Genomic DNA, 26560 nt, shown 5'->3' on the forward strand with positions numbered 1-26560 from the left:
CGGTTCCGGACACATCCGCCGTGATCCGGCGGCCTCCGCGCGAGGCGCAGGCAACGCAACAGCCTGGGATGACATGCGTTATCACGGAGCGCCCGATTCGCCCGGCCGGGCCTCCCCGCGCTCAGCGCCTGCCGCCCCGAAGCAGCATCCTGTCGCAGTTGTGCACGCAGTTGTCGTAACGGGCCTCGGCCTTGGCATTGGCCGCCCAGACCTCTTCCTCCGGCCCTTGGCGGATCACCGGCTTGGGGCATGCCTCCACGCAGCGCCTGTGCTGCTCATCGAGAAGCCTCTCGCGTTCCCGCGCGCCGGAAGCGGCCCAGGCGGAGCCGCAGGCGAGAACGGCCAGGACGATCATGGTCACGCGCATCGCGGCATCCTCGTCGTTTTTGTCCGTCTTTTCCATACACCGCCGGAAGGCAGGGTACCCCCGGGCCGCCCTTCGCGCCAGCGAACTTCTTTCGCGAGAATTTTGTCAATTAAATCGACACAATGTCGGGATTTTTTACATAGGAAGCCAACCGCGTCCATTGCTCGCGGAAGGATAGAAACACCTCTGTATCGCCACAGCGGAAACACTGGACGAGTCTGCGAAACTCTTGTTACAGAATCTTGAACCGCATTAAACAGGCAGCACAGGGAGCGGCCATGATCCGAAAATGGCTCAGGAGCGCGTCGACACAGACCCTTCCCCCTGCTGAAGAACTCGGCTTCGTCGCCGAGATGGTCCGCTACCTGGCCCGCCACGAGCGCAACGCGCCGGCGTGGCAGCCGCACCTCGACAAGACACGCGCCTTCATCCGCCAGGCCGCCCGTTGCACGCCGGGGAAGGGGCTGGCCCTGGTCGCGGGTTCGGGCCCCTGCCTGGACGTGCCCCTCGAGGAACTTTCCCATACTTTCCGCAAGGTCCTGCTGGTGGACGTGGCGCACCCGCGCCGCGTGCTGCGCAAGGCCGCCCGCCTGGGCAACGTGCACTGCGTGCCGGCCGACCTGACCGGGGTCCACGAGGCGGTGCTGGAGGCGGTCAGGTTCCCGCGCGCGCTGCCCGTGGCCCCCTGCCCGCCGCCCGTACTCCAGGAAGAACGCCCGGACCTCGTCGTCTCCGCGAACACGCTCTCCCAATTGCCGCTCATCCCCCTGGAGAAGCTCTGGCTCACGGGCCGCTACGGCGACAACGAACTGGAATCCTTCGCCCGGGGCGTCATCGAGGGCCACCTGGCCTGGCTCGCGAACTTCGACGCGCCGCGCTGCCTGATCACGGACGTGGCCTGGCTGGCCATGGGCCGGGGCGAAACCCTTTCCGCGGACCCGTTGCACGGCGTGGTCCCGCCCCCGCCCGGGGACAGGTGGGAATGGCGCGTCGCCCCGAGGCCCGAGGCCCACCCCGAACGCGACGTGGTGCACGTGGTGGCCGCCAGCCTGACCGGCATCTGAAGCGGTCCCGCTTCCGGGCGCCACGCATCTGGCTGATAATCCGACAGGTGTTGCTTCTCTTTACACAAAAGACACGTTCGGCAACAAGGCCGTCACACGCGAGGATGCGCGCCACTCCCCGCCCTTTCCCAGTCCGGCCCGTAGCCCGGATAATGGCATGATTCTTGATGTTCACCAAGGCATGCTGAAATCCCCTACTCTCACTCTTTCGACGAAGATCAACTCCATCGCCGCCAACATCAAGTTGGATACGGTGACGGTCTGCTTCGATCTGGACGCCAAGCTGGCCTCGAGGCTGAAGCAGCACTCGAAGAACGAGAAGCAGAACCAGGATCAGTTGCTCAACAGCATTCTTGCCGGCTATTTCAACGAATTGGATGCGCCTGGAGGAAAATCTTCGGACCGTGATTTCCGCAAGCACATTCGCAAGGACATTTCGATGCCTGGCGTGATCGAGATAAAGCTCTCCGCCAACGAGACACAATACAAGCCAGTGAACATCATAAACATATCTCTTGGCGGAATTGGAATAAAGCTGGATTCCAACGCATCGCGCGTGATGGACAACATCAACAAGCTCAAGCCGTTCGTGGTGATATTCAACATCCCGAACATCTCGGACCTCATCCAGATAGTGTGCAAGCCCGTGCACATCACCATGTCCGCCACGGCGGAGATCGGCGCGGCGTTCCTTCGGGTGCCGGAAAGCCTCCGGAAAGCCCTGCGGCAGCAATTTCAGCTGTGAAGCAAACCGGCCGTCTCACGCACGCAAAATGCGGGTTTCTTGCATTGACTGATCCGCGCCCGGCCGCCTATCCTCGCGCATACTAGTCGTTCTGTTGCCCCTCCGGCTGAGGCGGTGCGTGCGCTATCAGTCGGTCAACAAAGGTTTTTCCTCTCAAGAGGATCGCATTGATGGCCAACGTAGTCGTCTTCGAAAAATCTCCGGACATCTTCCGCGAGATATTGGATATTTCCAGAGGAACCCCCCACACCATCACTCGTGTCACGAACATCAACGAGGTGATCGAAAACGGCAACAGCCTGACCACCGACCTGCTCATCCTCAATAAAACCGGCAACATGCCCCTGACGAAGATCATCCCGCACCTCTCCGGGCTGCACAAGCCGCCCAAGATGCTGGTCATCGTCGAAAAGCCGGACATCTACGAGCTCGAGTACGTGCTGCGCGAAGGCGCGCTGGATTACATCCCGCGCTACAACGCCGTGCAGCACCTGCAGTCGCTCTTCGGGCGCCTGGACGTGGTGCTCACGGAGGAGGAGCTCTCCTGGTCCGAGATCGGCTCCCGCTACAACATCGTGGGCTCGTGCACGGAGATGCGCAACAGCCTGAAGATCGCGGCCAAAGCCAGCCGCAGCAACGTCTCCGTGCTCATCCACGGGGAGACGGGCACGGGCAAGGAACTCTTCGCGCGGGCCATCCACGAACTGAGCGACCGCAAGAACGAGAACCTCATCGTCGTGGACTGCGCTTCCCTGCCCGCCACGCTGGTGGAATCGATCCTCTTCGGCCACTCCAAGGGGGCCTTCACCGGGGCCGACGCCAAGAGCGAAGGCCTGGTCCAGCGCGCGCACAAGGGCACGCTCTTTCTCGACGAGGTCTCGGAGCTGCCCCTGGACCTCCAGAAGAACTTCCTGCGCGTGCTCCAGGAGAAGCGCTTCCGGCCCGTGGGCGGCAAGCAAGAGGTGGCCAGCGACTTCCGCCTGGTGGCCGCCACCAACAAGGACCTCACGCAGATGGTCAAGGACGGCCTCTTCCGGTCGGACCTGCTCTACCGCATCCAGTCGCTCAAGCTGAACCTGCCGCCCCTGCGCGAGCGCCGCGAGGATCTGGTGGACCTGGCCACGCACCTGCTCAAGAAGTCCTGCTCCAAGAACAACACCCCCATGAAGACCTTCTCCCAGGAGTTCCTGGACATCCTGCGCCAGCACAATTGGCCCGGCAACGTCCGCGAACTGGAGAACGTCATCGACTCGGTGGTGGCCATCTCCTACAACCAGCCCATCATCTATCCGGAACACCTGCCGTTCTACATCAGGGTCAAGGCCGCCAAGAACACTCTTGGACATGACGACCCCCCCGCCAGCGGCAACGGTGACGAGCCCCAGGCGACTCCATTTTTCGGCTCCGGGAAATCATTGCCTTCTTACAAGCAATATCGTTGCGACCTGCTCAACTCCATGGAGAAGCGGTATTTCATCGAATTGCAGAGAATGACAAAGGGGGACATCCCCAAAGCCATGGCCACGGCGAACCTTTCAAGAGCTCGGCTGTACGAGTTCTACAAAAAATACAGCCTGACCGGAAAAAGCAAAGCGGATCTTCAGCAATGACACTTCATGGCACGATACATGCTCACAAGCAGTATCCTTGCAGCAGAAAAAGGTGTCCAAAATGCCGCAGACATTCACGGCAGGTACCATGCCCCCTCCGCCACCCCCCCCTCCAGTACCGATGAACGTCCCGGGGGGCATCGAGCGGCGGCGCACCATCCGCATCCGCCGTTCCGCTCTCCTTGACGCAAAGCTTGATCAACTTGACAGGCCGAGCCTCAAGATAGCCGAGACCCTGGACGAATACTCCCAGGCCTTCTCGGTGCTGCACGACGAATACTTCGCCTCGGGCTACATCAGCCAGAAAAACCCGGCGGGCCTGCATTTCGGGCTGCACCACCTGCTGCCCAAGACTTGCGTGTTCGTCTTCAAGACCTACCTCACCGTACTCTCCACCATGAGCTACATCCCGGACACGCCGAGGTTCGGGCTGCCCATGGACGAGCTCTACAAGCCCGAGATCGACGCCCTGCGGAACCAGGGCCGCAAGGTCGTGGAGCTCGGCTCCCTGGCCACCCAGCGCCACAGGCGCTGGCAGAACTTGATGATGTTCCTGGCCAAGGCCGTGTTCCAGTACGGCATGGTCACCAAGGCTGACGACCTCTGCATCATGGTCAACCCCAAGCACGTGCGCTTCTACAGTTCCATCTTCCTCTTCCAGCCCTTCGGCGAGGAGCGCCACTACGACAAGGTGGACGCCCCGGCCGTGGCCCTGCGCGTGAACATGCACGAGATCGAGCCCTCGCTGTTCGCCGCCTACGGCACCAACAGCTTCGACACGGACCTGCACTCCTTCTTCGTCAAGGTGAACGCCCACCTCGAAGGCGACGAACTGCGCCTGACCGACGCCGAGAAGAACGCGCCCCTGGAATCCGAGATCGCCAGGCACCTGTTGGCCAGCAGCCCCGGGCTGCTGGCGTCCCTGCCCGACGAGCAGCGCCTCTACCTCGAGAAGATCTACCACAAGGCCCTGTACGGCGGCTCGCGGCCCAGGACCTGACAATGGCGGACCAGACGTTTCCCTCGCCCGAAGCCCGGGCCTTCATGGACGTGGCCTTCTCCCGCAACCTCGGCATCCTGAGCCCGGCCGAGCAGGACGTGCTCTACCGCTCCCGCGTGGCCATCCCCGGCCTCGGCGGCGTGGGCGGCCTGCACTGCGCCGCCCTGGCCAGGCTCGGCGTCGGGGCCTTCACCCTGGCCGACCCGGACACCTTCGAGCTGGCCAACTACAACCGCCAGTACGCCGCGTCCACGCGCCACCTCGGGGCTCAAAAGCTCGAATCCATGGTCGAGGAGGCCCTCCAGATCAACCCCCACCTGGACATCCGGGGCTTCCCCGAAGGCGTCACGCCAGAGAACCTGGACGCCTTCCTGGACGGCGCGGGCGTGGTTGTGGACGGGTTCGACATCGGGGCCATCGACATCCGCCGCGCCCTGTTCAACCGCGCCAGGGAAAAGGGCATCCCCGTGGTCACGGCCGCCCCCCTGGGGTTCACCTCCTCGGTGCTGGTGTTCACCCCGGACGGCATGTCCTTCGACGAATACTTCCAGATCGACGACTCCCTGCCCAAGGGGGAGAAGCTCCTGCGCTTCGCCGTGGGCCTGGCCCCGCGCGGGCTGCACATCAGCCAGATAGACCCCGCGCGCGTGAGCCTGGAGCGTGGGCGCGGCCCGTCGCTGACCATCGCCTGCCTGCTCTGCGCCGGCCTCGCGGCCACGCAGGCCGTGCGCCTCCTGACCGGGCGGCCCGGCGTCAGGCCTGCGCCCTTCTCCATGCAGGTGGACCCCCTGGGCGGACGGATCCGCACCGCCCGGCCGCGCAAGGGCAACGCCTCGCCCCTGCAACGCGCCAAGCTCTGGTTCGTGCGCGCGGTGATCCTGGGCGGCGAGGGCAAGAACATCCGCCAGGAGCCCCCCGAGCCCGGGCCGCGCCTGCCCTCGGACGCCGCGCCTTCGCCCGGCGAACTGGCCTGGCTGGCCCAGGCCGCCCAGCAGGCTCCCTCGGGCGACAACTGCCAGCCGTGGCGGTTCACGCTGGAGGACGGCTCACTCAAAATTTTCCTCGAGCCCCGCGAGGACTCGAGCTTCTTCAACTTCCGCCAGCTGGCCTCGGTGATCGCCTGCGGGGCCGCCGTGCAGAACGTGGTCACGGCCGCCCCCGGCCTGGGCCTTTCGCCCTCCGCCGCGCTCTGCCCCGACCCGGAAGACGAAAACCTCCTGGCGGACATCCGCTTCGAGCCCGCCCCCAGGCAGGCCGACCCGCTCGCGGACTCCATCTGGGCGCGCTGCACCAACCGCAGGCCCTACTCCAGGCGCAGGCGCGTGGAGCCCTTCTGCCAGGAGACCCTGGCCCGGGCCGCGAGCCCCATGAAGCTCTTCCTCCTGGACGCTCCGGAGAAGCTGCGCGAGCTGGCCGGACTCGTCTACCTGGCGGACCGCATCCGCGTGGAGCGCCAGGACCTGCACGAATACTTCATGAGCATGACCCGCTTCGACCCGCCCGACGGGGGCGACATCCCCGACGGGCTGCCGCTCAAGAACCTCTACGCGGGCGCGGCCGGGGAAGTCTTCCTGCGGGCCACGCGCCCCTGGAAGGCCATGCGCGCCGCCAACCTCCTGGGGGTCGGGCGCATGGTGGCCATGCACTCGAAGATGGCCATCCAGGCAAGCCCGCTGGCCGCGCTGGCCTGCACGGATCAGCCCACGGCCAAGGGCTTCGTGGAAGGCGGCATGGCCATGCAGCGCTTCTGGCTGGCAGCCACGCGCCTGGGCCTGGCCGCCCAGCCCATGACCGCCATCACGCTCTTCTGGCTGCGCTGGAGGCTCGAAGGCCCGGACGCCTTCTCCAAGGCGCACCGCCGCCTGCTCGAAGGGGTCTGGCCGCGCTTCGAGGCGCTCTTCCCGGGCCTCGGCCAGGGCTTGTGGCCGGTGATGCTCCTGCGCGCGGGCTACGCCAAGCCCATCCGCTACGGCACGCCCAGGCGCCCCCTGGAGTCGGCCATCCTGGACTGATCCGCCGGACCTTCCCAGGGCTCCGCCCTGGAACCCGGCAGGACTCCGTCCTGCACCTGCCAGGGGCAGTGCCTGCCCCTGGACCCGGCGACAGCTTCGCGGGTTTCACCATCACCATGAAATATGGCCGCCCTCCTGGCTGGAAGCGCGCTTCCAGCCAGGAGGGCGGCCCATTTCGTTGCATCCGGTGACCGACGCCAAGCTGTAGAGGGCGCAGGGGGATCATCCCCCTGCTGGGTCCAGGGCAAAGCCCTGGCGGGGTTCGGGGCGGCGCCCCGATTCTCTCCGCCCTCGGGCGCGCGAAAAAGCCGGGGGAGGTTGCCCTCCCCCGGCTTGGGTTGGTTGCTGGTTGACCGTCGTTAGGCCTTGCGGCGGCGGCGAGCGCCGTAGAGGCCGAGCAGGCCGGAGCCCATGATCAGCAGGGTAGCGGGCTCGGGAGTGGCCAGGGTCGCGGGGTCGTTGCTGGCGAACAGCCAGGCGCCGGTGGTGCCGCCGACCGTGTTGAAGTTGATGCGGGACACGCCGTAGATGTCCACGGAGAGGTTGTACAGGGTTTCCAGGGGGTCGTTGATCTTCTGCAGGCCGCCCAGGACGCCGTCCACCACGTTGAAGCCGAACCAGTTCTCGCCGATGGGGCCGGAGGAGCCGAACTGCGGGGCCGCGTCGCTCCACCAGTAGCCACCGTTGAGGGACAGGGAGGCCCACAGGGCGCCGTCGGTGGCGCTGGCGATGCCGCCCAGCACGGTGGTGGGGTTCATCACGGTCTGGGTGTCGGTGAAGAGCTTCATGACCACGCCGTCAGTGAAGTCCTGAGCCGTGAACACGCCGGTGTTCAGGGGGTCGACGCTGGAAGCGCCCAGGAAGATGACGTTGTTGGGGACGTCGAACCCGGTGACCGTGTTGATGAAGTAGCCGGTCAGGGTGTCCAGGGTGCCGGGGGCGCCGACTTCGTCAGCACTCCAAACGGGGACGCCGTTGTTGGTGATGGTCTGGGCCCTGATGATGCCCACGAACACGTCGCCGATCGCGAGGGTGTCGTTGGGACCGCGGGCGACCCACTGTCCGCCGACCTGGTGGTAGACGTTTTCGAAGTTGATGAACTCGATCTCGTTCTGGTTGGGGCCGAGGACCGGGTAGGCGAACGCCGTGCTGGCCAGGAGCAGCAGGGCCAGGAGCATTCCGTTGAGTTGTGCTAACCGCTTCATGGTTTTTTCCTCCTCCGAAATTGATTTCCGAATTGCCTCCTTCTAAGCACAATCAATGCCAGCCTGTATCATGCTGAAATCAAAAGACATTGCCCTCAAACACCCCCCTCGTGCTCCCCCGATGTAAAGGGCGGCGACACTTTCCATCGGTAAAACCTTACAAGGCCACCCCGGGAAGGCTCGCCAGCCCTTGCCTGGAGCCATGTTTCAGAAAGTTTCGCGCGCGGCGCGGCGAGCGGGACAGGCCGCGCCGCAGCCTGGGGAAAACGCCCGGAAAGGCGAAGGAAAGGAGGAACGGACTGCGGGCCGGGGCGGAACCCGGGCGGGCTCAGCCCCGTAGCTTGCGCAGGAGGAACCGCCAGGCCTGGGAGAAGGCCCTTTGCGGATCGCAGGCCACGGCCGCAAGGCCATGCCCGGCCAGGGAGAGGTACCTGCGGGTGGCCAGGTCGTGCTGGGCGAGACGGTAATGCAGCACGGCCTTGCGCCTGCGTATTTCCCCGGGTGAATAGAAGCCGCGCCCGGCCGTCTTGCGCATGATGGCGAAGCCGTCCTCCCACTGTTTGCGGCGGTGGCTTATCTGGCCGGGGTGCTGGCGGTAGCCGAAGAGGGGCTCGGGGATGACGGCGAAATCCCCAAGCTCGGAGAGCCTGATCCACATGTCGTGGTCGATGGCCTGGAGCGCGACGTCCACGCCGCCCGCCTCGAGCAGCGCCTCGCGCCGCACCACCGTGGCTCCCGTGAGCATGAAGCAGTTCTGGAGGATGCTTCTCTTGTCGAAGTCCTCATAGACGCTCTCGTCGTTCCATTTCCAGAGGATGTTGTCGTCCTGGTCGATGGCGAAGCCGTTCATCAGCGAGAGGACGCATTCGGGCCTGCGCCTCAGTTCGTCCACTTGCCGAAGGAGGTATTCGCCGGAGAGCCAGAGGTCGTCCGCGTCCAGGAACGCGATGAACTCCCCGCGCGCCCTGGACACGGCCAGCGCGACGGATCGCGCGTAGCCCCTGTTCGCGCCGTTCTCGTGCCTGAAGACGGCGGTGTTTGGATAGCGGCGTTTGACCACGCCGACCGAATCGTCCGTACAACCGTCGTCCACGAGCACGACCTCGAGCGAGACGCCCCGCTGCGAGTACGCGCTGTCGAGCGTGCGCCCGATGAACTTCGCGGCGTTGTAGCACGGTATGATCACGGACACGAGGCCGTCGCCCTCGCTCCACGTCCTCTTCGGAGCGTTCGCGTTCATGGTGCGTGTCCCCGGTTCCCGTCGTTGTTCCCGAAGCGTGGGGGAATCCCCGGCCGCCCGCGTCGCAACGAGCGGCGCGTCCTCCTCACAGCCTCCAGACCGAAATCCCGGCCTCGCGCAGGGAAGCGGCGTCCAGGAAGCCCTTGATGTCGAACACCAGCCGCGCGGCCCCGGGCCTGAACATGGCGTCCAGGGCCCGCGCGTCCAGGCGGGCGTAGGCCCTGTGCGGCACGGCCAGGACCAGGGCGTCCAGGGACGTCATGGCCTCCATGGGCAGAAGCTCGATGCCGTACTCGCGCCGGGCCTCCTCCGGGTCGGCCACGGCGTCGTGCACGAGCACCCGGGCCTTGTAGGCCTGAAGCTCGCGCACCACGTCCACCACCTTGGTGTTGCGCAGGTCCGGCACGTTCTCCTTGAAGGTCAGGCCGAGCACGCCGACCCGGGCCCCGGGCAGCGCGGCCCCGGCCCCCACGGCCTGCTTGACCACCTGCTGGGCCACGCACGCGCCCATGGAGTCGTTGATGCGCCGCCCCGCCAGGATCACCTGGGGGTGGTAGCCCAGGCATTGGGCCTTGAACGTCAGGTAGTACGGGTCCACGCCGATGCAGTGCCCGCCCACGAGCCCGGGCCTGAAGGGCAGGAAGTTCCACTTGGTCCCGGCGGCCTCGAGCACCTCCAGGGTGTCGATGCCCATGAGCGCGAAGATGCGCGAGAGCTCGTTCATCAGCGCGATGTTCAGGTCGCGCTGGGTGTTCTCGATGACCTTGGCCGCCTCGGCCACCTTGATGCAGGAGGCCTTGTGGATTCCGGCCTCCACCACCGTGCCGTAGACCTGGGCCAGGAGGTCCGTGGCCTCGGGGGTCTGCCCGGCCACCACCTTCACGATGGTTTTCAGCGTGTGCACCCTGTCGCCGGGGTTGATGCGCTCGGGCGAATAGCCCACCCAGAAGTCCTCGCCGCAGCGAAGCCCGGAGCGCTTCTCCAGGATGGGCACGCAGACCTCCTCGGTGAGCCCCGGGTAGACGGTGGATTCATACACCACCAGGGCCCCGGGCGAGAGGTTCGCGCCCACGGCGGAGGTGGCCCCCACCACGGGCTTCAGGTCCGGGTTGAGGGTCTCGTCGATTGGCGTGGGCACGGCCACGACGATCAGGCGGCAGGCGCGCAGGGCCTCGGGCTGGCTGGTGTACTCCACCCGAACGGACGCGAGTTCGGCCTCGTCCACCTCGCCCGTGGAGTCCCGGCCGGATTCGAGCTCCGCCACGCGGCGCTCGGAGATGTCGTAGCCCACCACGTCGAAATGCCTGGCCAGGGCCACGGCCAGGGGCAGGCCCACGTAGCCCAGGCCCACCACGGCCACCTTGGAGGCCTTGATCTCTTCGAAACGCAGCATGTCGGTGCTCCTTCCTGGAATCACTGCTCGACGCCGTGCTTGCGCATCAGGTCGTAGAAGGTGGGGCGGCTTATGCCCAGGGCCTCGCTGGCCTTGACGATGTTGCCGCCGAAGCGCTCCAGGGCCGAGACCACCATCTGCTTCTCCACGTGGTTGCGCGCGTCCTTGAGCGTGGCGTACTTGTGCAGGGGGGTGTCGTCCTCGCGGGGCGCGGAGGCGAAGAGGTCCAGGTCCCCGGCGGAGATGGGGGCCGGGCCGCACATGACCATGGCCCTGCGGATGGTGTTCTCGAGTTCGCGCACGTTGCCCGGCCAGGCATGGCGCTTGAGCGCCTCCAGGGCGTCCCCGGTGAAGCCCGGAGGCGCTCCCTGCATGCCCTCGGCGTGCTTGCGCAGGAAGTGCTCGGCCAGAAGGGCCACGTCCCGCCCGCGTTCGCGCAGGGGGGGCAGCTTCACCGAGACCACGCCGATGCGGTAGAAGAGGTCCTCCCGGAAGGCCCCGGAGCGCATGGCCTGCTGGATGTCCACGTTGGTGGCGGCCACCACGCGCACGTTCACCTGGATGTTCTTGCGCCCGCCCACGCGCTGGAAGGTCATCTCCTGCAGGAAGCGCAGGAGCTTCACCTGGAGGTTGGCGGGCAATTCGCCGATCTCGTCCAGGAAGAGCGTACCCCCGTCGGCGTACTCCACCTTGCCCTTGACCGTGGAAACCGCCCCGGTGAACGCGCCGCGCTCGTGGCCGAAGAACTCCGACTCGATCAGGTTCTCGGGCACCGCCCCGCAGTTGACGCAGACCAGCGGGCCGGACTTGCGCGAGGACAGCTCGTGGATGGCCCGCGCCACGAGCTCCTTGCCCGTGCCGGACTCGCCCTGGATGAGCACGGGCACGTCCGAGGAGGCCACCTTGGACACGCAGGCCAGCACCTCGCGCATGGGGGGCGACTCGCCCACGATGCCGCCCGGGTTGGCCCTGGTGAGAGCGGCAGGCGCGGCCGGCGCGGCCTGGGGCCTCGCGCTGGCGGCTTCGCGCTCGATCTCATGGAGATGGAAGGCGCGCCGGATCATCACCTTGAGCTCGTCCAAGTTGATGGGCTTGAGGAAGAAGTCGTACGCGCCCAGTTCCACGGCCGTGCGCGCGTAGTCGCGCGAGTCGAACCCGGTGATCACGATCACCTTGGCCGTGGGCGACTGCTCGCGCATGGCGCGCAGGCAGGCGAAGCCCTGGGAGGCGTCCTCGGTGCGCGGCGGCAGCCCCAGGTCCAGGGTGACCACCTGGGGCTGGTGCTCGCGGAAGACCTCCTGGGCCTCGCTCGCGTCCTGGGCGAACACGATGGAGAAGGGCTCCGACGAGAGGCCCCATTTGAGTTGCTGGCGTACGTCCTCGTTGTCGTCCACGATCAGCAGCGTGCGGTTCATGCATCCTCCCCGAAACCGCTTGCGGCGGGCGACGGCAGCCGGACGGTGAAGACCGAGCCGCGCCCCTCGAAGCTCTCCACGTCGATGGACCCGCCGTGGGCATCGACGATCTGTTTGCATTGGTAAAGGCCTATGCCCATGCCCTTTGCCTTGGTGGTCCTGAAGGGCTGGAAGAGGTTCTCGCGGATGAACGCCTCGCTCATGCCGCAACCCGTGTCCGTGACCCGAAAAAACGGCCCCTGCTCCTCCACGCCCGTCTCCAGGATCACCTCGTCCCTCTCCCCGCTGGCCTCCCTGGCGTTGAGCGCCAGGTTCAGGATGACCTTCTGCATCTGTGTCCTGTCCACCAGGGCCGTGGCGTCATCCCCCCGAAACGACAGGCCGGGCGCGGGGGAATGCTTGAAGGTGTCGCGCGCCAGGCTCAAAAGCCCGGAGGGCTCGAGGTTCAGGTTCGCGCGGCTCGGCAGCTGGCGCAACTGGGAGATGAGCACGTGCATCTTGGAGACGGTGTTCTCGAGGCCCTTCAGCATGTCGCGCTGGAACTCCGGGTTCTGGATGTGGCGCTTGGCGTTGTCCACGATGAGCGACAGGGTGTACACCAGATTCTTCAGGTCGTGGACGATGAACGCCGAGACCTTGCCCATGACCTCCATGTCCCTGGCCTTGGCCAGCTGGTCGGCGAGCCTGTGGTTGAGCATGGCCGAATGGGCGTGGGTGGCCATGGCCTCCATGAGGTCGAAGTCCTCCTGGTTGTAGCGCTCGGAGGCGTCGATGGGCCGCGCCAGCAGGATCAGGCCGTCCAGGGTGTCCTCGCGCATGAACGGCACGGCGAAGGCCGCGCGGGTGGCCTCGAAGAACGCGCGCGAGGCCTCGTCCACGCCCGCCCGGGGCTCGCGCACGTCCACGGCGGCCGCCCCGGCCCGGAACAGGCGCTCGAGGCCCTTCCAGTCCTCGATCGGCGGCGGGGTGCGCTCCACCTCCCACATGCCGGCGGCGCTCATGCGCCCCGAATCCTGGTCCTTGAGGTAGAGCACGGCCCCGCCCATGCCGAAGGTCTCGCAGAAGCCCAGGAGCACCGCGTCGTAGAGCCCGTCCCTGGCCTGGGCGCGCGAGAGCCTGCGCGTGAAGGAGAGCCACTGGACGCGGTAGTCGTACTTCTCCTTGTAGAAATAGTTCTGGAGCACCCGGTTGACCCTGCGCCGGACCTCCTCCGAGAGAAGCAGGGTGAGCACGCACACGCCCGCCACCAGCCCCAGGGCCAGGAGAAGCGCCTTGTTGCCCGCGAACTGGGTCATGCTCATGACCACGCCGAGCGCCCCAAGGAACAAGAGGTACGCCCCGGCCCCGAAAAGGACCACGGACGACCGCGCCAGCCGCCTGGACACCGTGACCGGGGCCTCGCCGCCCCTGAACACGGTGGAGTAGAACAGGAAGGCCACGCCCAGGATGAACCCGGTCTGCTTGGCCGGGGTCAGGCTCAGGTCGGCGGAGCGGTAGAGCAGGCCCAGGCTCACGGTGAAGACCTGGGCCGCGAGCACGGTGAAGGCGCCCAGGATGGTGAACTTGATGCGCCAGCGCTGCCCGTGCACGGAATTGACCAGCGTCGCCTCCAGACTCGTCAGCGAGAGGATGAGCATGCCGAGGCTCAGCGCGCGCACGGCGAAACCGGCCAGGGAGAGCACGAGGGTGTTGGAGGGCCCGCCGGCTGCGGGCTGCGCGAGCAGCCCCCCGGAACCGGCCACGGCCCCGATCAGGGCGAAGGCCGCGAGCACCGTGAGCCAGCCGGGCGAGGCCGCCTGGCCGCCCTCGGCGGCGCGCGCGTAACGCCTGCCGAAGAGGAGCCAGGCCATGGAGCCGCCGAGCTCGGCCGCCAGGTACCAGCCTATCCAGGCCCTGGCATCGGGATGGGCCTCGCCCCAGACGGCCAGGCAGTCCTGGGCCAGGAAAGCGAACACCCCGGCGAGCAGGCTCACGCGGATGTAGGCCAGCGCGGGCCGCATCACGATCCCCGCGGCGAGGGCCGCGGCAAGGGCCACGCACAGGGCGAGCAGGGTGATCTGGACTGGTCCGGCTGCCATGGCGCGCCCCTAGGAGGGCAGGTACTGCCTGAGCGAGGGGTGCGCGGCCTTGAGGAAGTCCTCGGCCTCGGAAATGGCCTTGTCCTGGCTGCCGGTGATGGGCACCATGATGCGCACGAAAGCCGCGTCGCGCCTTCTGTAGCGCACGGAATTGAGCACCTCCTGGATCTTCATGGCGTACTCGTTGGACACGGCCGTGCCGCCCACCTGGAACCAGTACAGCAGAAGCTCGGAGCTGGTGCCGTGCTGGTAGACCGCGATCACGGCGTCCAGGTCCTTGTTGCCCGGCAGGGCGATCTTCACCTGCCGGGAGGAGACCTCGTACCAGCCGGAGCCCGGCAGGCAGTTGCGGGGCGAGTGGATGCCGCCGGACTGCCTGGCCCCGTCGTGGTAGCCCACGTAGATGTCCGCCATGGCCCCGTCGCGGCGCGTGTAGCGCTTGGACATGTAGTCGGTGGGGCGCAGCATATCCAGGGCCTGCTGGTCGAACTGGGAGTCCTTGAAGAGCTTCCAGTCGCCGAAGGTGACGGGGAAGCCGCTCAGGGGCGCGGGCAGGGGCATGGGCCTGTCCTTGTGGGTGCTCATGTAGGCCCAGGCCCCGAGCATCAGGGCGATGATCGCCAGGAAGCGGATGGAATTCTTCATCGTGACCACCTCGAGAGGATGCCGTGCGCGGCCGTGAGCATCGCGATGGATGCCAGGAAGATGACCAGCCCGGCGAATTCGTGGAAGAAACCTTCGGCCGCCGCCGCCCCGAAATACTGCGCCAGCACGCCGGTGCCGATCACGCGGACCATGTTCGCGGCCAGGGCGATGGGGAAGATCAGCGCCACCAGCGCGTACTGCTGCCAGCGCGCCTTCACGAAGAGCATGATGTAGGCGAGCCCGACGGCCAGGAGCGACGTCAGCGAGCGCAGGCCGCTGCACGCGTTGACGACCTCCAGGGTGATGTTGGGGAACATCATCACGTTGCCCTCGCGCACCACCATGATGCCCACCGCCTTCATGAAGGCCACGGACGCCTTGGTCACGAGGAGCTTCAGGGGAAACGCGGCCGCGTCGTAGATGATGGCCGGGATGGGAACCATGAGCACCAGGTAGGCCATGGGCCCGGCCAGCACGGACATCACTCCCCAGCCGTACCAGAAGATCACGCAGCCGCAGAGCACCACGATGAGCGAGGAGCGCTGCGTGAAATACTCGCCGGCCAGCCAGCCGAGCACCAGCATCACCGCCCCGCCCGCGGCCACGGCCAGCCCCCACCAGCTGGGCTTGACGGCCTTGGCCAGAAGCTCGTCGCGCCGCCTCCAGATCAGGTAGGCCGACACCAGGGGGACGATGAACCCGTGCGAATTGTTCTCGTCGTGGAGCCAATCCTGGACCATCAGGTCGATCACCGGCGCGTACACCGTGAAGATCACCGCCAGGGTGGCCACCGGCCAGATCCAGTTCCTGGGGTCGGTCCAGCTTTTCGTTTCCGTGTATTCCATGGTTCATCCCCCGTTGCCCTTCAGGGCTTTCCCGGACCCGCCTCAGCGGAGCCGCGCCACTTCCCTGGCGTGTTCGAGAATCACCTTCATGAAAGATTCCGTGGTCATGCCCGAGGCGTATTCCCTGGCCCTCGCGCCCACGGCCCGGCGAAGCTCCTCCGAGTCCCAGAGCCCGGCCAGGACCTCGCGCAGCGCAGCGCTGTCGCCGTAGTCGACCACGAAGCCGTTCACCCCGTCCTCGACGTAGCCGTCCGCCACCCTGCGGCCCACGACCACCGTGGGCTTGCCCAGGTACATCGAGTTGAGGAACGTCTGCTGCCCCCCCGAATGCAGGAGCCCGCCCCGCATGGACACCACGGCCACCCGGCACGTGGCCATGAGCTCGCGGAACTCCTCGTGGCTCACCCCGCGCACTGTCACGTTGGGCGGGACGTCCACGCCCGCCAGCAAGCTCTGGTCCGTGGTGGCGATGAACACCGGGATGTTAAGCCCCCGCGCGGCCTCCACGAGCACACGATAGTCCCTGTCGCCGTTGCCCCCGGCGAAGACGAACCCGCCGTCGCCCGTCTCGAGGCCGTAGCCTTCGAGCGTGATGTGGAACGGCACGTAGGCGAACTTGGCGGCCGGGATGCCGAACTCGCGCGAGTAGTCCTGCACCTCGTGCCTGGCCCAGACCAGGAAGCGCTGCACGCTCGCGGCGCTCAGGCGCTTGTGCAGCCGCTTGAGGCCCTGGCGCAGCCACCCCTTGTCCCTGTACCAGAGGCAGTCCACCATGAGCGTGGGGACGCGCCCGAACACGAGCAGGCTCTGCAGCCAGGAGAACCACTGACCGGTGGGCCCTCCGTCCACCACGGCCACGTCGAAGCGCCCGCGCATGAGGATCATGCGCGCGGCCACGGCCAGGGCCGTGGCGTAACGCCTGAGCGTGCCCATCCTGCCGTAGAGCAGCTCGATGCAGCGGGGATCGGCCAGGGTCGTGGCCCGGCCCCAGGTCTTTTCGGGGTGCCCCGCTATGGTGGTCAGCACTCGCATCGCTCCGTCCTCTCCGCTTGCCCCGGCCCTAGCGCAGCACCAGGCGCACGGGCTTGTCCGAGGCCGGGTCGAGCCCGGCCGTGGCCTTGCGCCCGCCCGCGTCGGTCACGGTTACCGTCAGGGGGCCCGGCTCCACGCGCCAGGACTTGGCGCCCAGCATCCTGGCGGCCTGCTTCTCCACGAGCGACTTGTCGCGGTTGCTCAACAGGTATTCGGGCGCGTCCGCCTCGCACTCTCCCTTGGCGTCGGTCACGGCGCCCGCGCATTCCCTGCCGTTCTTGTCCGTGACGGAGACCCTGGCCCCGGCGGCGGGCTTGCCGTCGGGGTAGGCGGCCGCGATCAGGGCCTTTCGGGCGAAGACGATCTCCTTGAGCCCGGCCCCCGTGAATTCCATGTCCGCGTCGTCGGCCGAGGCCCCGGCCTCGAAGCGGTTGCCGCTGAAAACGGCGGTGCTGGGCCTTTCGGAATACTGGCTGCGGATGGTCTTGAATTCCGGGGCCTTCACTGCCTTGACGAAGGTGTTGCCCTCGAAGCGGGCGAAGCCGTCGGCGTGGCCGTAGCTGTCCGCCAGGAGCACGTCCGCCCAGGAGCTGACCACGGTGTTGTTCTTGAAGACGAGGCCGGGCGACACGTTGTTGGCCACCACCGCGATGCCGGCGGCCTTGCCCTCCCCGTCCGGGGCGAGCGCCAGCACCAGGTTGTTCTCGAACACGGCCGTGAGCGCGGGTTCGGAGAGGCTGACCATGAAAGCCCGGCCCCAGCTCTTGGGGTTGACCTTGTGGTCCACCTTCAGGATGAAGGTGTTGTCCGCGACCTTGATGCGGTCGCCCCACTGCAGCCTGGCGCACACCGCGCCGGTGTTCTCGTACTCCTCGCTGCGGGCGGTGTTCTGCACCTCGACGTAGTTGCCGGTGTAGGTGATCCCCTCGTCGCACTTTCCGCCCATGTAGAAGCCGATGGGGTGTTCGCCCACGCCCACCACCTTGTTCGCGGTCACGGTGCAGGAGGCCGAGATGCCTGCGGAGTTGGTCCCCTTGCTGTCGATGAACACCTTGTTGTGCGTCACGGTCCCGCCGGCCCTGATGCCGTTGTGGCGCGCCCGGACGATGAGGTTGTGGCTGACGACGGCGTTCTTGCCCACGCCCTGGATGGCGCCCAGGCCCCGATGCCTGTTGGTGACGATGTCGCCCTTGTCCTCGACGGTGTTGTGGTGGATGTTCAGCTGGTCGCCGTTGACGAAGATTCCGGTGAGGTCCTTGCCTCCGTAGACCACGCGCAGCCCGGCGAACTCCGACCTGGACACGGCCCCGCCCATTATCGGCGAGCAGCCCGACCCGTAGGGGATGCCCCACTTCTCCCCCTGGGCCCCGTCGGCGTAGGGCTCGGCCTGGATGATGTCGCCGTTGACCACGGCCACGCCCGAGAACTGCCACTGCCCGTCGAAATGCACGCCGTAGTTCTGCTCGCCCGAGGGCTTGGCCGCGTAGACCACCTTGTGCCCGTTCAGGTTCAGGGTGATGTTGTTCTTGGCGATCTTGAACGCGGTGCCGTCGGCCCGGACGTCCTTGGTCAGGCGGTACTCGGTGTCGGGCTGGTCGAGCACGCCGGGCGCGCTGATTTCGATCACGCGCTTGCGCTGGGGCACGGGCACGGTCTTTTGCCCGGCCTCCAGCCAGGAGTCCTCGCCGCCAAGGCCGAAGGGGTTGGGGGCGGTGAGCTTCACCGGGACCTGGGCGGCCATGTCCGGCTTGAGCCCGGGGTCCTTGGCCAGGCAGACGTCCCGGCCGCACAGGCAGAGGATCGCGGCGCTCGCGGCGGCGAGGATGGACAGACGTGGAATCGGTCGCATTCGTTTGCTCCTCTCAGGCCTTGCGCGCCGTTTCGTCGAACAGCCGCCGGACGCTTTCGGCCGTGTTCCGGACGTCGAAGCGCTTGAGGGCCTCGCCGCGGTAGGCCTCGAAAGAGGGCCTGCGGTCCGAGTCCATCACCGCGCGCATGGCCCCGGCCAGGGATTGCGGGTCCTCGACTCCGACGGTCAAGGCCGGGGTGCCCTTGGCCACTTCGCGAAGGCCCAGGCAGTCGGAGGCGATGAGCGGCACGCCCCAGCACAGCGCCTCGGCCGCCACCAGGGGGTAGGCCTCCCAGCGCGAGGGCATGAGCACCGCGTCCACGGCCCCGTAAACGCTCGCCACGTCGCGCTGGAACGGGATGAACGCGATTCTGCGGTCCACGCCCTTTTCCCTGGCCAGCTTCACGTACCAGTCGCGGTAGTCGCCGGAGCCCATGGCCGCGACCATGTATTCGCGGCCTCGCGCGTCGTTTTCCATCAGCGCCAGGGCGTCGATGAGCGTGTCGAAGCCCTTCTGGGGCATGAAGCGGCCCATGGAAGCGAACAGGAACGTCCCCGCCCCGATGCCGTGCTCCTCCCGGAACGATCCGGGCGCCGGGGCGTTTCCGAAGCCGGAGGTCTCGATCCCGTTGGGAATGGCCACGAGCCTGGGCCGGACGCCGTTTAGCCCCGGCATGTTCCGCCTGAGGTAGGAGAGGATGTCCTCGCCCACGCAATAGACCGCGTCGCAGGACTTCAGCGCCCATCTGGTGGCCGCGAGCTTGAGCCTGCCCTTGAAGTCGCCGAGCAGGCGCTCTTCGAGGATGCCGTGCACCGTGACCACGTGGGGGACCCTGAAGACGATGTTGGCCAGCGAGGCCAGCACGGCGGAGATGAACCCCTGGCTCTGCACGAGGTCGAACCGCCGCGTGGCCATCAGCTTGAGAACCGCCAGCAGCAGCGCCCGCTCGCCCCCGCCCCGCCCGCTCCGGGAAATGACGAGCTCGGCCCCGATCTCGCGCGCGTCCTGTTGGAGCGCCTGGGTCTCCTGGGTGTCCGAAGCGAGGATGGTCACGCTCCAGTCCCGGCCCAGCCCGCCGTAGACGTGGCGCATGTAGGTGCGGATGCCCCCCAGGGGCCAGCGCACCACCGCGAGCAGCCGCCTAGCGCTTGCCATGGTCCTTCACCTCCTGGCGCAGCAGGTGGTCGCACAGCACGGTGACCGCGGCCAGCCAGAGCCAGGTGTAGCGGTAGAGGTTGTGGTCGCCCCAGCCCTTGAAGAGCATGAGGATGATCGTCTGGTTCACGGCCTGGGCGATGAGCATGAAGAACAAGAGGCTCCTGCGGTAGCCCTCGCGCACGGGGTCGAACGCCGCCTCATGCCCGGCCTTCCGGGCATCCGGGGCGAACGGGTCAAGGGGCTGCCCCGAGTCCGCGAGGCCGCCCTGAAGGCCCGGCCCCGCGTGCCGCCTGGCGTGCGGCTGGACGGGCGCGCCAGGAGCCTGGGCCCGGGCCATGGCCGGGACCGGCTCGCGCCGGACGGCCGCGCCGGACGCCGAGGGTTGAAGCGCGCGGCGCGCGGCACGGGCCTGAGCGGCCTGCTTGGCCGGGCTCGGCGCCCCCCGGCCCGGCCCGCGCGACTTGGCGGGCTTGGCCGATTCCCGGCGCGAGCCGAGCCCCGGAAACTCCTTGCGGGACAGGGAGATGACCTTGCCGTTGGTCCGGTAGACCACGAGCAGCAGAAGCCCGAAGGTCGCCACGCCCGCGAGGCCCAACTCGCCCATGATCTGGCCGTAGAGGTTGTGCGCGTTGTAGCCCCTCGCCACCCCGGGCCAGCTGAACTGGAAGTTGGCGGGGCCTATGCCCAGGAGCGGATGCTGGGCGAACACCTTCGCGCCCTGCAGGAAGCCCGCGAGGCGTCCTTCCGCGGATTCGTCCGCGCTGGCCGGGGCGTGCCCCTTCTCGTAGGTCGAGATGAACCGCGTCTGCAGGTCTGCGGGAATGAAGTCCCAACCGATGACCAGAAGGGCTCCCATGACGAGCAGCGCGATCACTTTTTTCGAGGAACTGAAGACCGCCAGGACAAAGAACAACAGCAGGGTAGCCATGCCGCTGCGCGATCCTGTATATATTATTGAAACGACTGCCAGCGCGCCATAGCTCCACAACGCCAGGCGTATCCATTTCTTGTACTCGCCGAACCTGATGACGGCCCACACGAAAGGAAGCGAGTAGCATATCGACGCGGCGAACGAATTCGGAGCCCCATACGTCATGTCCACTCCGACCATCCGCTTGATGCCCATGGTGAACTCGTAACGCCCGTTGACGAAGAATTCCCACGCCGACTTGCCGACGTACAGGAACATCACGGCGAGAAAAATCAGTATTATATTCCTGAAATCTTTCTTGTTGTTGATCGACAGCACGACGACGACGTAAAAAACGACATACTTCAGATAATCGATGAGCAGGTCCAGCGACTCTCCCACGTTGAACGCGAAGAAGCTCGAAAACGTGAGGACCGCCACGAACACCCCTACGCAGGCGTTCACCGGGCTCTTGATCCAGCGCTTGTGCTCCGAAACCATGACCATGATGATGAAGACGATCATGTAGACGCGCTCCACGCGGAGCGTGCCGAGGATGGGCCAATACTCGTAGGGCCTGAAGATCAGCAGGAAAAGGTATCCCGCCAGCATCGCCGGAAGCATCTAGTGACCCCCTCCCGCTCCGTTTCCGAATCGCCGCCTGAGCGCGCGGACAAGGCCCGTTGGAAGAAGCGACAGGAGGATGTACTTCGCGTGGGCCAGGCCCGGGCGCGAATAGGACATGCTCCTGGCCATGGAGGAACGGCACTGCGCCATCCTTCCGGTGCTGAACTGGTGATACCCCAGGTCGAAGTGCATCCTCCCCAGGCGGGAGCGCGTGATGGCCCGCACCTCGGGGTCGGCGTGCGTTTCGTGGATCCTCGTGAACATCACGATGGGGTACTTCAGGTAACTGTCGGTGTTCTTGGTGGTGTTGGAGGAGTGTTCGTGCCGCACCGCCAGGGGCCTGTCGAGAAAGCCTATCTCGCCCGCGTCCGCCACCCGCAGCCAGAGGTCCACGTCCTCGCACGTGCGCAGGGACACGTCGAAAAGCCCGGCCCGGAGGAAGGCTTCGCGCCGGATGATCACCGTGGGCGTGAAGATGAAGCACTCGCAAAGCAGGTTGCGGAAGATGCGCCCGCCGGACACGTGCCGGTATCCGCGCTCGTGAAGGTAGGAGTCGTGCACCTTGCGCCCGGACTCGCAGTGGGACATGTCCGTGAAGCTCATGGCGGCCCCGGGGTGAACGTCCATGAAGGCCACTTGGGCCTCGAGCTTGTCCGGCATCCACTCGTCGTCGGCGTCCAGGAAGGCCAGGAGCTCCCCCCGGGCTTCGCCAGCGCCCGCGTTGCGCGCGGACGCGGCCCCGCCGTTCTCCTGCCTGAAATACCTGATCCGGTTGCCGTAGCTCGCGGCCAGTTCCGGCGTGTTGTCCGTGGAGCCGTCGTCCACGACCACGATCTCGTAGTCGTTTCGGGTCTGCGCGAACACGGACGCCAGGGCGCGCGGCAGGAAGCGGGCGCTGTTGTACGCCGGGATGATCACGCTCACGCGCGGGCTGGCCGTCCGGGCGTTCATGCGGCGAGCCCTCCGGCCACGCTGGCCGCCAGGAAGACCGACAGCCTGGCCGCGTTGCTGTAGACCCTGCCCGGGCGCAGCCCCAGGTAGGCGAACCAGAGCGCATTGAGCGCCCCGAGCACGGCCGCCGCCGCCCCGCCGGGAATCCCGGTGACGGCAACGGCCAGCACGCCCCCGGAGAACCCGGCCATGGCGGCCAGCAGGTAGGCCGCGGCCGCGTAGAGCATGGCCATGCGCAGGCAGGAGCGGGCCTCGCCCTGGTCGGGGTAGTAGGTTCTGGTCCTGGAGGCCGAGTCGCAGGCCGGGGCCAGGGGATGGACGGCCAGGCGGCGAAGCCGCCTGTTGACCTGGTGGCGTTCGAGTCCCAGGTCCTCCCCGGCGTCCATGGCCTGCGCGGCGGTCCTTACGTCCACGTCCGCCTGCTCCGCGAGCCACCGCGCCAAGTCCTCGAAACGCTCCAGGGGGAAGGGGGCGCGCCCGCCGCCCTTGTCCGCGAAATCGCACTGATGGAAGAGCGCGGCCACCACCGGCGCCGCGCTCGCGCCCCGGCGGGCCAGGTCCACGGCCTCGCGCACCTGGGACAGGTTGCACGTGTGGGGCAGCAGGCGCAGGGCGGCGTCCTCGGGAACGGGGTCGAAGACGGCGGCGGAGAGGCACTGTATCCCGTTGTCCTGGAGCGCCTTCACGGTGAGCTCGTCGTAGCTGTTGAACGGCGGGATGAAGGTCCTTGCCTTGCGCCCGCAGGCGTTTTCCAGCCCGTCGTTGCCCCTGGCCACCAGTTCGGACTGCTCCGCCCTGGTCAGCCCCTCGAATTCGGTGAAGCCGCCGCCCGGATAGAACCGGGGCAGGTACAGGTGCATGCATCCGTGCAGCGCCGCTTCCACCACGCCTTCCACCACGGCCTCGCGCAGCATGCGGGCCTTCTCCCCCTCCAGGGCCTTGGCCTCCAGGTGGTCCGCCGAACCTGCCGGGACCGCGAAGGGCACCACCCCGAACACGGCCCGCAGGCCGGTGCGCCGCAGGATGCCCAGGAGCTCCGACTCGACGGCGGTGTCGCTCAGGGCGCTGAAATCGTCATAGCGCAGCACGACGGTAATCCTGGCGCTCATGCCCCGCCCCCTTGCGAGGCGCGCCTCGCGCGCCGGTACAGGCCGAGGAGCGTCCTGCCCGCCAGGCAGCGGGCCAGGCCCCGCCAGGAGAAGCCGTCCAGGGGGTAGCTGGCCAGGGCCCGCAAGTAGTGGGGAACGGAGTCCATGGCCCCGGCCCCGGCCGCCTCGGCCCGGAAGCCGTGCCCGGAGTGGTAGAGCGCGCGGGCGCGCATGCGGGCCTTGCGGCTCACCAGGTGGCCGTGGCGCTCGTCGAAGCGGGCGCGGATCTCCCAGACGGTGCGGATGCGCCACTCCACGTTGCGCGAAACCTGCCCGGAGTGGGCGCGGTAGCGCACCAGGGGCTCGCCGATGGCCGCGAAGCGGTGGCCGCAGGCCACGCGCAGCCAGAAATCGAAGTCCTCGCTCATGCGCAGGGCCTCGTCGATGTAGCCGCAGGCGTCGAACACCTCGCGCCTGAGCACTGCCGAGGACATGCAGATGCAGTTGTCCACGTAGAGTTCGTCCAGGATGAGCCCCTCGTGCAGCCGGGGCCTGAACCCCGGCACGGTCCGGCCCTCCTCGTCCATGGTCTCGCGCTGGGCGTAGACCACGTCCACGTCCGGGCGGCTGGCGAAGACGGCCATCTGCCTGGCGAGCTTGTCCGGCAGCCACTCGTCGTCGGAATCGAGAAAGGCCACGAAGCGCCCCCGGGCCAGGCGCACGCCCTGGTTGCGCGTGAACGCCGGGCCGCCGTTCTCGTGACGGACGAAGCGGATGCGCGGGTCGTCGAATCCGGCCATGACGCCAGCCGGGTCGCCGGGCGAGGAGTCGTCCAGCACGATGAGTTCGAAGTCGCCGAAGCTCTGGGCCAGCACTGAGCGAACCGCTCCGGCCAGGTAGCGCTCGGTGCCGTACACCGGCATGACCACGCTCACGCACGGGGCGTTCATGGCCTGACCTCCCCGCCTTCTTGGCGCAGGCGCTCGAGGTCGCGCGCCAGGGCCTCCAGGTGCCTGCGGCAGGCGCCCTCGGCGTCGCGGTTGACCAGCCCGGACACGAACCGGGACTTGCGCGCCAGCCTGCCGAGCATCCTGGCGGCCCTCGACGGGTTGCGGGCGGCCTGGGCCGCGCGGGCGATCCTGTCCCGGGCAAGGCCGCTGGCCAGATGCGTGGGCTTGACGCCGAGAGCCCTGGAGCTGCGCAAAAGCTCCGCCACCACCGCTCGGTACGGCCCGTCCGCCAGGGCCTCCACGCGCGTGCCCGGGACGCCCCGGTCGAAGAGCGAGGAGCCGAGCACCCCGCCCGCGTTGCACACGAACCCGGGCAGGACCATGATCCCGCGCCCGTGCAGCCGGTCCAGCGCGCCCGGGGTGCAGGGCGCGTTGGCCACGGAGACGATGCAGGACGCGCGGACGCGGGGCTCGCGGGCCTCGTCGATGCTGCCCACGCGCGCCGCCGGCACGAGGATGTCCACTCCGGCCTCGAACAGGCGCTCCTTGGGCTCCATCCGGCTGCCAGGCAGGTTGAGCGCCATGGCGTCGCCGTGGGCCCGCCTGGCCTCGGCCAGCTGGTCGGGGGAGAAGCCGTCCTCGTTGAGCACGGCCCCCTGCACCGTGGACAGGGCCACGATGCGGAAACGCTTGGGGTCGAGCATGGACGCCAGATGGCAGGCCACGCTGCCGAAGCCCTCCACGGCCAGGGTCAAGGGCCGGCCGTCGTCGGGCAGGCAGGCGTCACCGCAGGCCCTGACCGCGCTGGCCGCGAACACGGCGGTGAAGAAGGAGGTGTCGGTGAGTTCGCCCAGGGCGATGCCCGCGCCCCGGTAGATGGCGCGCAGTTCGTCCGGGCCGCAGTTCATGTCCATGCCCGGGTAGTAAATCCCGTGGTTGATGAGCGGAGCGAGCCTGGCCCCGGCCTGCTCGAGCAGTTCGAGCTTGCGCTCGCGGGGGACGTCGCCGGGCATGCGGATGCCGCACTTGGCCCCGCCGCGCGGCAGGCCGAAGAAGCCGTACTTGAGCGTCATCTCGGCGGCCAGGGCGCGCACCTCGGCCGGGTCCACGTCCGGGGCGATGCGCACGCCGCCGGAGCTGGTGCCGCCCACCAGCGAGTCCACCACGGCCATTCCGGAGACGCCGCCGCCCAGGTCGAAGGAGTAGGTGAACATGGCCTCGCCGCTCATGCGGCACCTCCCTCGGCGCGGGTGAGCCGCCTGTAGAGCCCGTCCATGGTCCGCGCGGTCCTGGGCCAGTCGAAGCGCCCGAGCACGAACTCCCGCCCGGAGCGGCCCATCTCCCGGCGCAGCTCCGGGTCCAGGGCCAGCTTCTCGATGGCCCCGGCCAGGGCCTGCGGGTCGCCCGGGGGGACGCTCAATCCCGTCACGCCGTCCAGGACCACCTCGGCCAGCCCCTCCACCGGGGTGGCCACCACGGGGATCTCCATGCTCTGCGCCTCCAGGGCCGCCACGCCGAAGCTCTCGCGCAGGGACGGCAGCGCGCAGATGTCGGTGCGCTCGTAGATTTCCTTCATGGCCTCCAAAGGCACGCGCCCGCGTATCTCCACGCGCTCCTCCAGGCCCAGCTCGCGCACCAGGGCCTGGGCGGCTTCCCGCTGGGGCCCCTCGCCCTGCACGTAGCCGCGCACGTTCAGGCCGCGCGAGGCCAGGATGCCCATGGCCCGGATGAAATCGAGCGGGGCGTACTCGGGCTTGAGGTCCTTGGGCATGCCCACCGTGACCCAGCCGTTGGAATTGTGCGGCGCGGCCCTCTTCAGGCGGGCGGCGTCCACGCCGAAGGGGGTCACGTGGACCTTCTCCGGGGACAGGCCGCCGATGCGCGCGGTCATGTCCGCCAGGAAGCGCGAGGCCGCCGTGACCGCGTCGGCCCGGCGCAGGGCCAGGCGCTTCAGAAACCGCGCGCGCCAGGAGGAGCCGGGAGCGTTATAGAGGGTGATGTCCAGGCCGTAGGTGGTGAGGATCATCGGCCCCCGCCAGGCCATGGCCGCCGGGACGCTCGCGTATTCGAGGTTGTGCAGGTGCACGAGGTCCGGGCCGATGGCCGCGAAGGCGGCCCTGAAGGCGCGGGCCGCGCGCGCGATCCAGGGCAGGAAGGAGGGCCCGCCGATATCGAGCCTGGTCCAGGCCACGCCGTCGTAGGCGGGCTCGGCCTCGCTCAGCACGTGCACCTCGTACCCGCCTTGCGCGGCGAACCACCTGGCCCACTTCTCGACGTGGGGCCAGTTGGGGTTGGCGACGTAGCAGAGCTTGACCGGCATTGCATCACTCACTTCGTTCAATCTTGTAAAAATAGTCATTCATAGCAGGGCGCAT

The 26560-nt window shown here is 67.7% G+C and carries 22 protein-coding genes; 5 read left to right on the forward strand and 17 right to left on the reverse strand.

Annotated elements, in window-relative coordinates; translation table 11 throughout:
- Nucleotides 1-121: 121 nt before the first annotated feature.
- Complete coding sequence (locus ACZ5V4_RS02940) at nt 122-403, reverse strand: hypothetical protein (RefSeq protein WP_464316683.1); 282 nt, start codon at nt 401-403, stop codon at nt 122-124.
- 242 nt (nt 404-645) lie between these two features.
- On the opposite strand from ACZ5V4_RS02940, the gene ACZ5V4_RS02945 reads away from it, so the two are divergent.
- From ACZ5V4_RS02945 to ACZ5V4_RS02965, 5 genes are all read left to right on the forward strand, one after another.
- Nucleotides 646-1431, forward strand: coding sequence for a hypothetical protein (locus ACZ5V4_RS02945; RefSeq protein ID WP_464316684.1), 786 nt, complete (start codon nt 646-648; stop codon nt 1429-1431).
- A 157-nt stretch (nt 1432-1588) separates the two neighbouring features.
- Nucleotides 1589-2176 carry a PilZ domain-containing protein gene (locus ACZ5V4_RS02950; RefSeq protein WP_464316685.1) on the forward strand — a complete coding sequence of 196 codons (588 nt, stop codon included), beginning with the start codon at nt 1589-1591 and terminating at the stop codon, nt 2174-2176.
- A 170-nt stretch (nt 2177-2346) separates the two neighbouring features.
- Nucleotides 2347-3786 (forward strand): sigma-54 interaction domain-containing protein, encoded by a 1440-nt coding sequence (locus ACZ5V4_RS02955; protein ID WP_464316686.1) that lies wholly within the window; start codon nt 2347-2349, stop codon nt 3784-3786.
- Nucleotides 3787-3907: 121 nt separating this feature from the next.
- Nucleotides 3908-4786, forward strand: coding sequence for an N-acyl amino acid synthase FeeM domain-containing protein (locus ACZ5V4_RS02960; RefSeq protein ID WP_464316687.1), 879 nt, complete (start codon nt 3908-3910; stop codon nt 4784-4786).
- Nucleotides 4787-4788: 2 nt separating this feature from the next.
- A complete protein-coding gene (locus tag ACZ5V4_RS02965; RefSeq protein ID WP_464316688.1) occupies nt 4789-6798 on the forward strand; it encodes a ThiF family adenylyltransferase in 2010 nt (669 codons plus the stop codon).
- 359 nt (nt 6799-7157) lie between these two features.
- Here the strand turns inward: ACZ5V4_RS02965 and ACZ5V4_RS02970 are convergent, their stop codons facing one another.
- The 16 genes from ACZ5V4_RS02970 to ACZ5V4_RS03045 all read right to left on the reverse strand — a co-directional run bounded on the left by ACZ5V4_RS02970 (nt 7158) and on the right by ACZ5V4_RS03045 (nt 26505).
- Complete coding sequence (locus ACZ5V4_RS02970; RefSeq protein ID WP_464316689.1) at nt 7158-8003, reverse strand: PEP-CTERM sorting domain-containing protein; 846 nt, start codon at nt 8001-8003, stop codon at nt 7158-7160.
- Nucleotides 8004-8331: 328 nt separating this feature from the next.
- On the reverse strand, nt 8332-9243 hold the full coding sequence (locus tag ACZ5V4_RS02975) for a glycosyltransferase family 2 protein (protein ID WP_464316690.1): 912 nt from the start codon (nt 9241-9243) through the stop codon (nt 8332-8334).
- A gap of 85 nt (nt 9244-9328) precedes the next feature.
- Nucleotides 9329-10636: a nucleotide sugar dehydrogenase gene (locus tag ACZ5V4_RS02980; RefSeq protein WP_464316691.1), complete on the reverse strand. Its 1308-nt coding sequence runs from the start codon at nt 10634-10636 to the stop codon at nt 9329-9331.
- A 20-nt stretch (nt 10637-10656) separates the two neighbouring features.
- Entirely contained in the window at nt 10657-12051 is a 1395-nt protein-coding gene (prsR, locus tag ACZ5V4_RS02985) for a PEP-CTERM-box response regulator transcription factor (RefSeq protein ID WP_464316692.1), read from the reverse strand.
- Nucleotides 12048-14129 (reverse strand): XrtA/PEP-CTERM system histidine kinase PrsK, encoded by a 2082-nt coding sequence (prsK, locus tag ACZ5V4_RS02990; protein WP_464316693.1) that lies wholly within the window; start codon nt 14127-14129, stop codon nt 12048-12050. Before prsK ends, prsR begins: the two co-directional genes overlap by 4 nt.
- 9 nt (nt 14130-14138) lie before the next feature.
- On the reverse strand, nt 14139-14774 hold the full coding sequence (locus tag ACZ5V4_RS02995) for an exosortase C-terminal domain/associated protein EpsI (protein WP_464316694.1): 636 nt from the start codon (nt 14772-14774) through the stop codon (nt 14139-14141).
- The gene (locus tag ACZ5V4_RS03000) at nt 14771-15619 is read right to left on the reverse strand and encodes an exosortase/archaeosortase family protein (RefSeq protein WP_464316695.1); all 849 of its coding nucleotides are present in this window, start codon (nt 15617-15619) and stop codon (nt 14771-14773) included. The genes ACZ5V4_RS02995 and ACZ5V4_RS03000 overlap by 4 nt, the downstream gene beginning before the upstream one ends.
- 42 nt (nt 15620-15661) lie before the next feature.
- Entirely contained in the window at nt 15662-16651 is a 990-nt protein-coding gene (locus ACZ5V4_RS03005; RefSeq protein WP_464316696.1) for a glycosyltransferase, read from the reverse strand.
- Nucleotides 16652-16679: 28 nt separating this feature from the next.
- A complete protein-coding gene (locus tag ACZ5V4_RS03010) occupies nt 16680-18500 on the reverse strand; it encodes a hypothetical protein (RefSeq protein WP_464316697.1) in 1821 nt (606 codons plus the stop codon).
- Between the two features lie 13 nt (nt 18501-18513).
- Nucleotides 18514-19656: a glycosyltransferase family 4 protein gene (locus ACZ5V4_RS03015; protein ID WP_464316698.1), complete on the reverse strand. Its 1143-nt coding sequence runs from the start codon at nt 19654-19656 to the stop codon at nt 18514-18516.
- Nucleotides 19643-21193, reverse strand: coding sequence for an O-antigen ligase family protein (locus ACZ5V4_RS03020; RefSeq protein WP_464316699.1), 1551 nt, complete (start codon nt 21191-21193; stop codon nt 19643-19645). Before ACZ5V4_RS03020 ends, ACZ5V4_RS03015 begins: the two co-directional genes overlap by 14 nt.
- Complete coding sequence (locus ACZ5V4_RS03025; RefSeq protein ID WP_464316700.1) at nt 21194-22147, reverse strand: glycosyltransferase family 2 protein; 954 nt, start codon at nt 22145-22147, stop codon at nt 21194-21196. It abuts the gene before it with no gap.
- Nucleotides 22144-23256 carry a polysaccharide deacetylase family protein gene (locus tag ACZ5V4_RS03030; protein WP_464316701.1) on the reverse strand — a complete coding sequence of 371 codons (1113 nt, stop codon included), beginning with the start codon at nt 23254-23256 and terminating at the stop codon, nt 22144-22146. Before ACZ5V4_RS03030 ends, ACZ5V4_RS03025 begins: the two co-directional genes overlap by 4 nt.
- Nucleotides 23253-24185 carry a glycosyltransferase family 2 protein gene (locus ACZ5V4_RS03035; protein ID WP_464316702.1) on the reverse strand — a complete coding sequence of 311 codons (933 nt, stop codon included), beginning with the start codon at nt 24183-24185 and terminating at the stop codon, nt 23253-23255. The genes ACZ5V4_RS03030 and ACZ5V4_RS03035 overlap by 4 nt, the downstream gene beginning before the upstream one ends.
- Complete coding sequence (locus ACZ5V4_RS03040) at nt 24182-25414, reverse strand: Glu/Leu/Phe/Val dehydrogenase dimerization domain-containing protein (RefSeq protein ID WP_464316703.1); 1233 nt, start codon at nt 25412-25414, stop codon at nt 24182-24184. The genes ACZ5V4_RS03035 and ACZ5V4_RS03040 overlap by 4 nt, the downstream gene beginning before the upstream one ends.
- Nucleotides 25411-26505: a glycosyltransferase family 4 protein gene (locus ACZ5V4_RS03045; protein ID WP_464316704.1), complete on the reverse strand. Its 1095-nt coding sequence runs from the start codon at nt 26503-26505 to the stop codon at nt 25411-25413. The genes ACZ5V4_RS03040 and ACZ5V4_RS03045 overlap by 4 nt, the downstream gene beginning before the upstream one ends.
- Nucleotides 26506-26560: the final 55 nt, after the last annotated feature.

It is taken from the genome of Fundidesulfovibrio sp. YSD1, from assembly GCF_055397115.1.

Coding starts and splice junctions, on each gene's coding strand:
- ACZ5V4_RS02940 (WP_464316683.1), bottom strand. CDS start 403: ATGGAAAAGACGGACAAAAACGACGAGGATGCCGCGATGCGCGTGACC.
- ACZ5V4_RS02945 (WP_464316684.1), top strand. CDS start 646: ATGATCCGAAAATGGCTCAGGAGCGCGTCGACACAGACCCTTCCCCCT.
- ACZ5V4_RS02950 (WP_464316685.1), top strand. CDS start 1,589: ATGATTCTTGATGTTCACCAAGGCATGCTGAAATCCCCTACTCTCACT.
- ACZ5V4_RS02955 (WP_464316686.1), top strand. CDS start 2,347: ATGGCCAACGTAGTCGTCTTCGAAAAATCTCCGGACATCTTCCGCGAG.
- ACZ5V4_RS02960 (WP_464316687.1), top strand. CDS start 3,908: ATGAACGTCCCGGGGGGCATCGAGCGGCGGCGCACCATCCGCATCCGC.
- ACZ5V4_RS02965 (WP_464316688.1), top strand. CDS start 4,789: ATGGCGGACCAGACGTTTCCCTCGCCCGAAGCCCGGGCCTTCATGGAC.
- ACZ5V4_RS02970 (WP_464316689.1), bottom strand. CDS start 8,003: ATGAAGCGGTTAGCACAACTCAACGGAATGCTCCTGGCCCTGCTGCTC.
- ACZ5V4_RS02975 (WP_464316690.1), bottom strand. CDS start 9,243: ATGAACGCGAACGCTCCGAAGAGGACGTGGAGCGAGGGCGACGGCCTC.
- ACZ5V4_RS02980 (WP_464316691.1), bottom strand. CDS start 10,636: ATGCTGCGTTTCGAAGAGATCAAGGCCTCCAAGGTGGCCGTGGTGGGC.
- prsR (WP_464316692.1), bottom strand. CDS start 12,051: ATGAACCGCACGCTGCTGATCGTGGACGACAACGAGGACGTACGCCAG.
- prsK (WP_464316693.1), bottom strand. CDS start 14,129: ATGGCAGCCGGACCAGTCCAGATCACCCTGCTCGCCCTGTGCGTGGCC.
- ACZ5V4_RS02995 (WP_464316694.1), bottom strand. CDS start 14,774: ATGAAGAATTCCATCCGCTTCCTGGCGATCATCGCCCTGATGCTCGGG.
- ACZ5V4_RS03000 (WP_464316695.1), bottom strand. CDS start 15,619: ATGGAATACACGGAAACGAAAAGCTGGACCGACCCCAGGAACTGGATC.
- ACZ5V4_RS03005 (WP_464316696.1), bottom strand. CDS start 16,651: ATGCGAGTGCTGACCACCATAGCGGGGCACCCCGAAAAGACCTGGGGC.
- ACZ5V4_RS03010 (WP_464316697.1), bottom strand. CDS start 18,500: ATGCGACCGATTCCACGTCTGTCCATCCTCGCCGCCGCGAGCGCCGCG.
- ACZ5V4_RS03015 (WP_464316698.1), bottom strand. CDS start 19,656: ATGGCAAGCGCTAGGCGGCTGCTCGCGGTGGTGCGCTGGCCCCTGGGG.
- ACZ5V4_RS03020 (WP_464316699.1), bottom strand. CDS start 21,193: ATGCTTCCGGCGATGCTGGCGGGATACCTTTTCCTGCTGATCTTCAGG.
- ACZ5V4_RS03025 (WP_464316700.1), bottom strand. CDS start 22,147: ATGAACGCCCGGACGGCCAGCCCGCGCGTGAGCGTGATCATCCCGGCG.
- ACZ5V4_RS03030 (WP_464316701.1), bottom strand. CDS start 23,256: ATGAGCGCCAGGATTACCGTCGTGCTGCGCTATGACGATTTCAGCGCC.
- ACZ5V4_RS03035 (WP_464316702.1), bottom strand. CDS start 24,185: ATGAACGCCCCGTGCGTGAGCGTGGTCATGCCGGTGTACGGCACCGAG.
- ACZ5V4_RS03040 (WP_464316703.1), bottom strand. CDS start 25,414: ATGAGCGGCGAGGCCATGTTCACCTACTCCTTCGACCTGGGCGGCGGC.
- ACZ5V4_RS03045 (WP_464316704.1), bottom strand. CDS start 26,505: ATGCCGGTCAAGCTCTGCTACGTCGCCAACCCCAACTGGCCCCACGTC.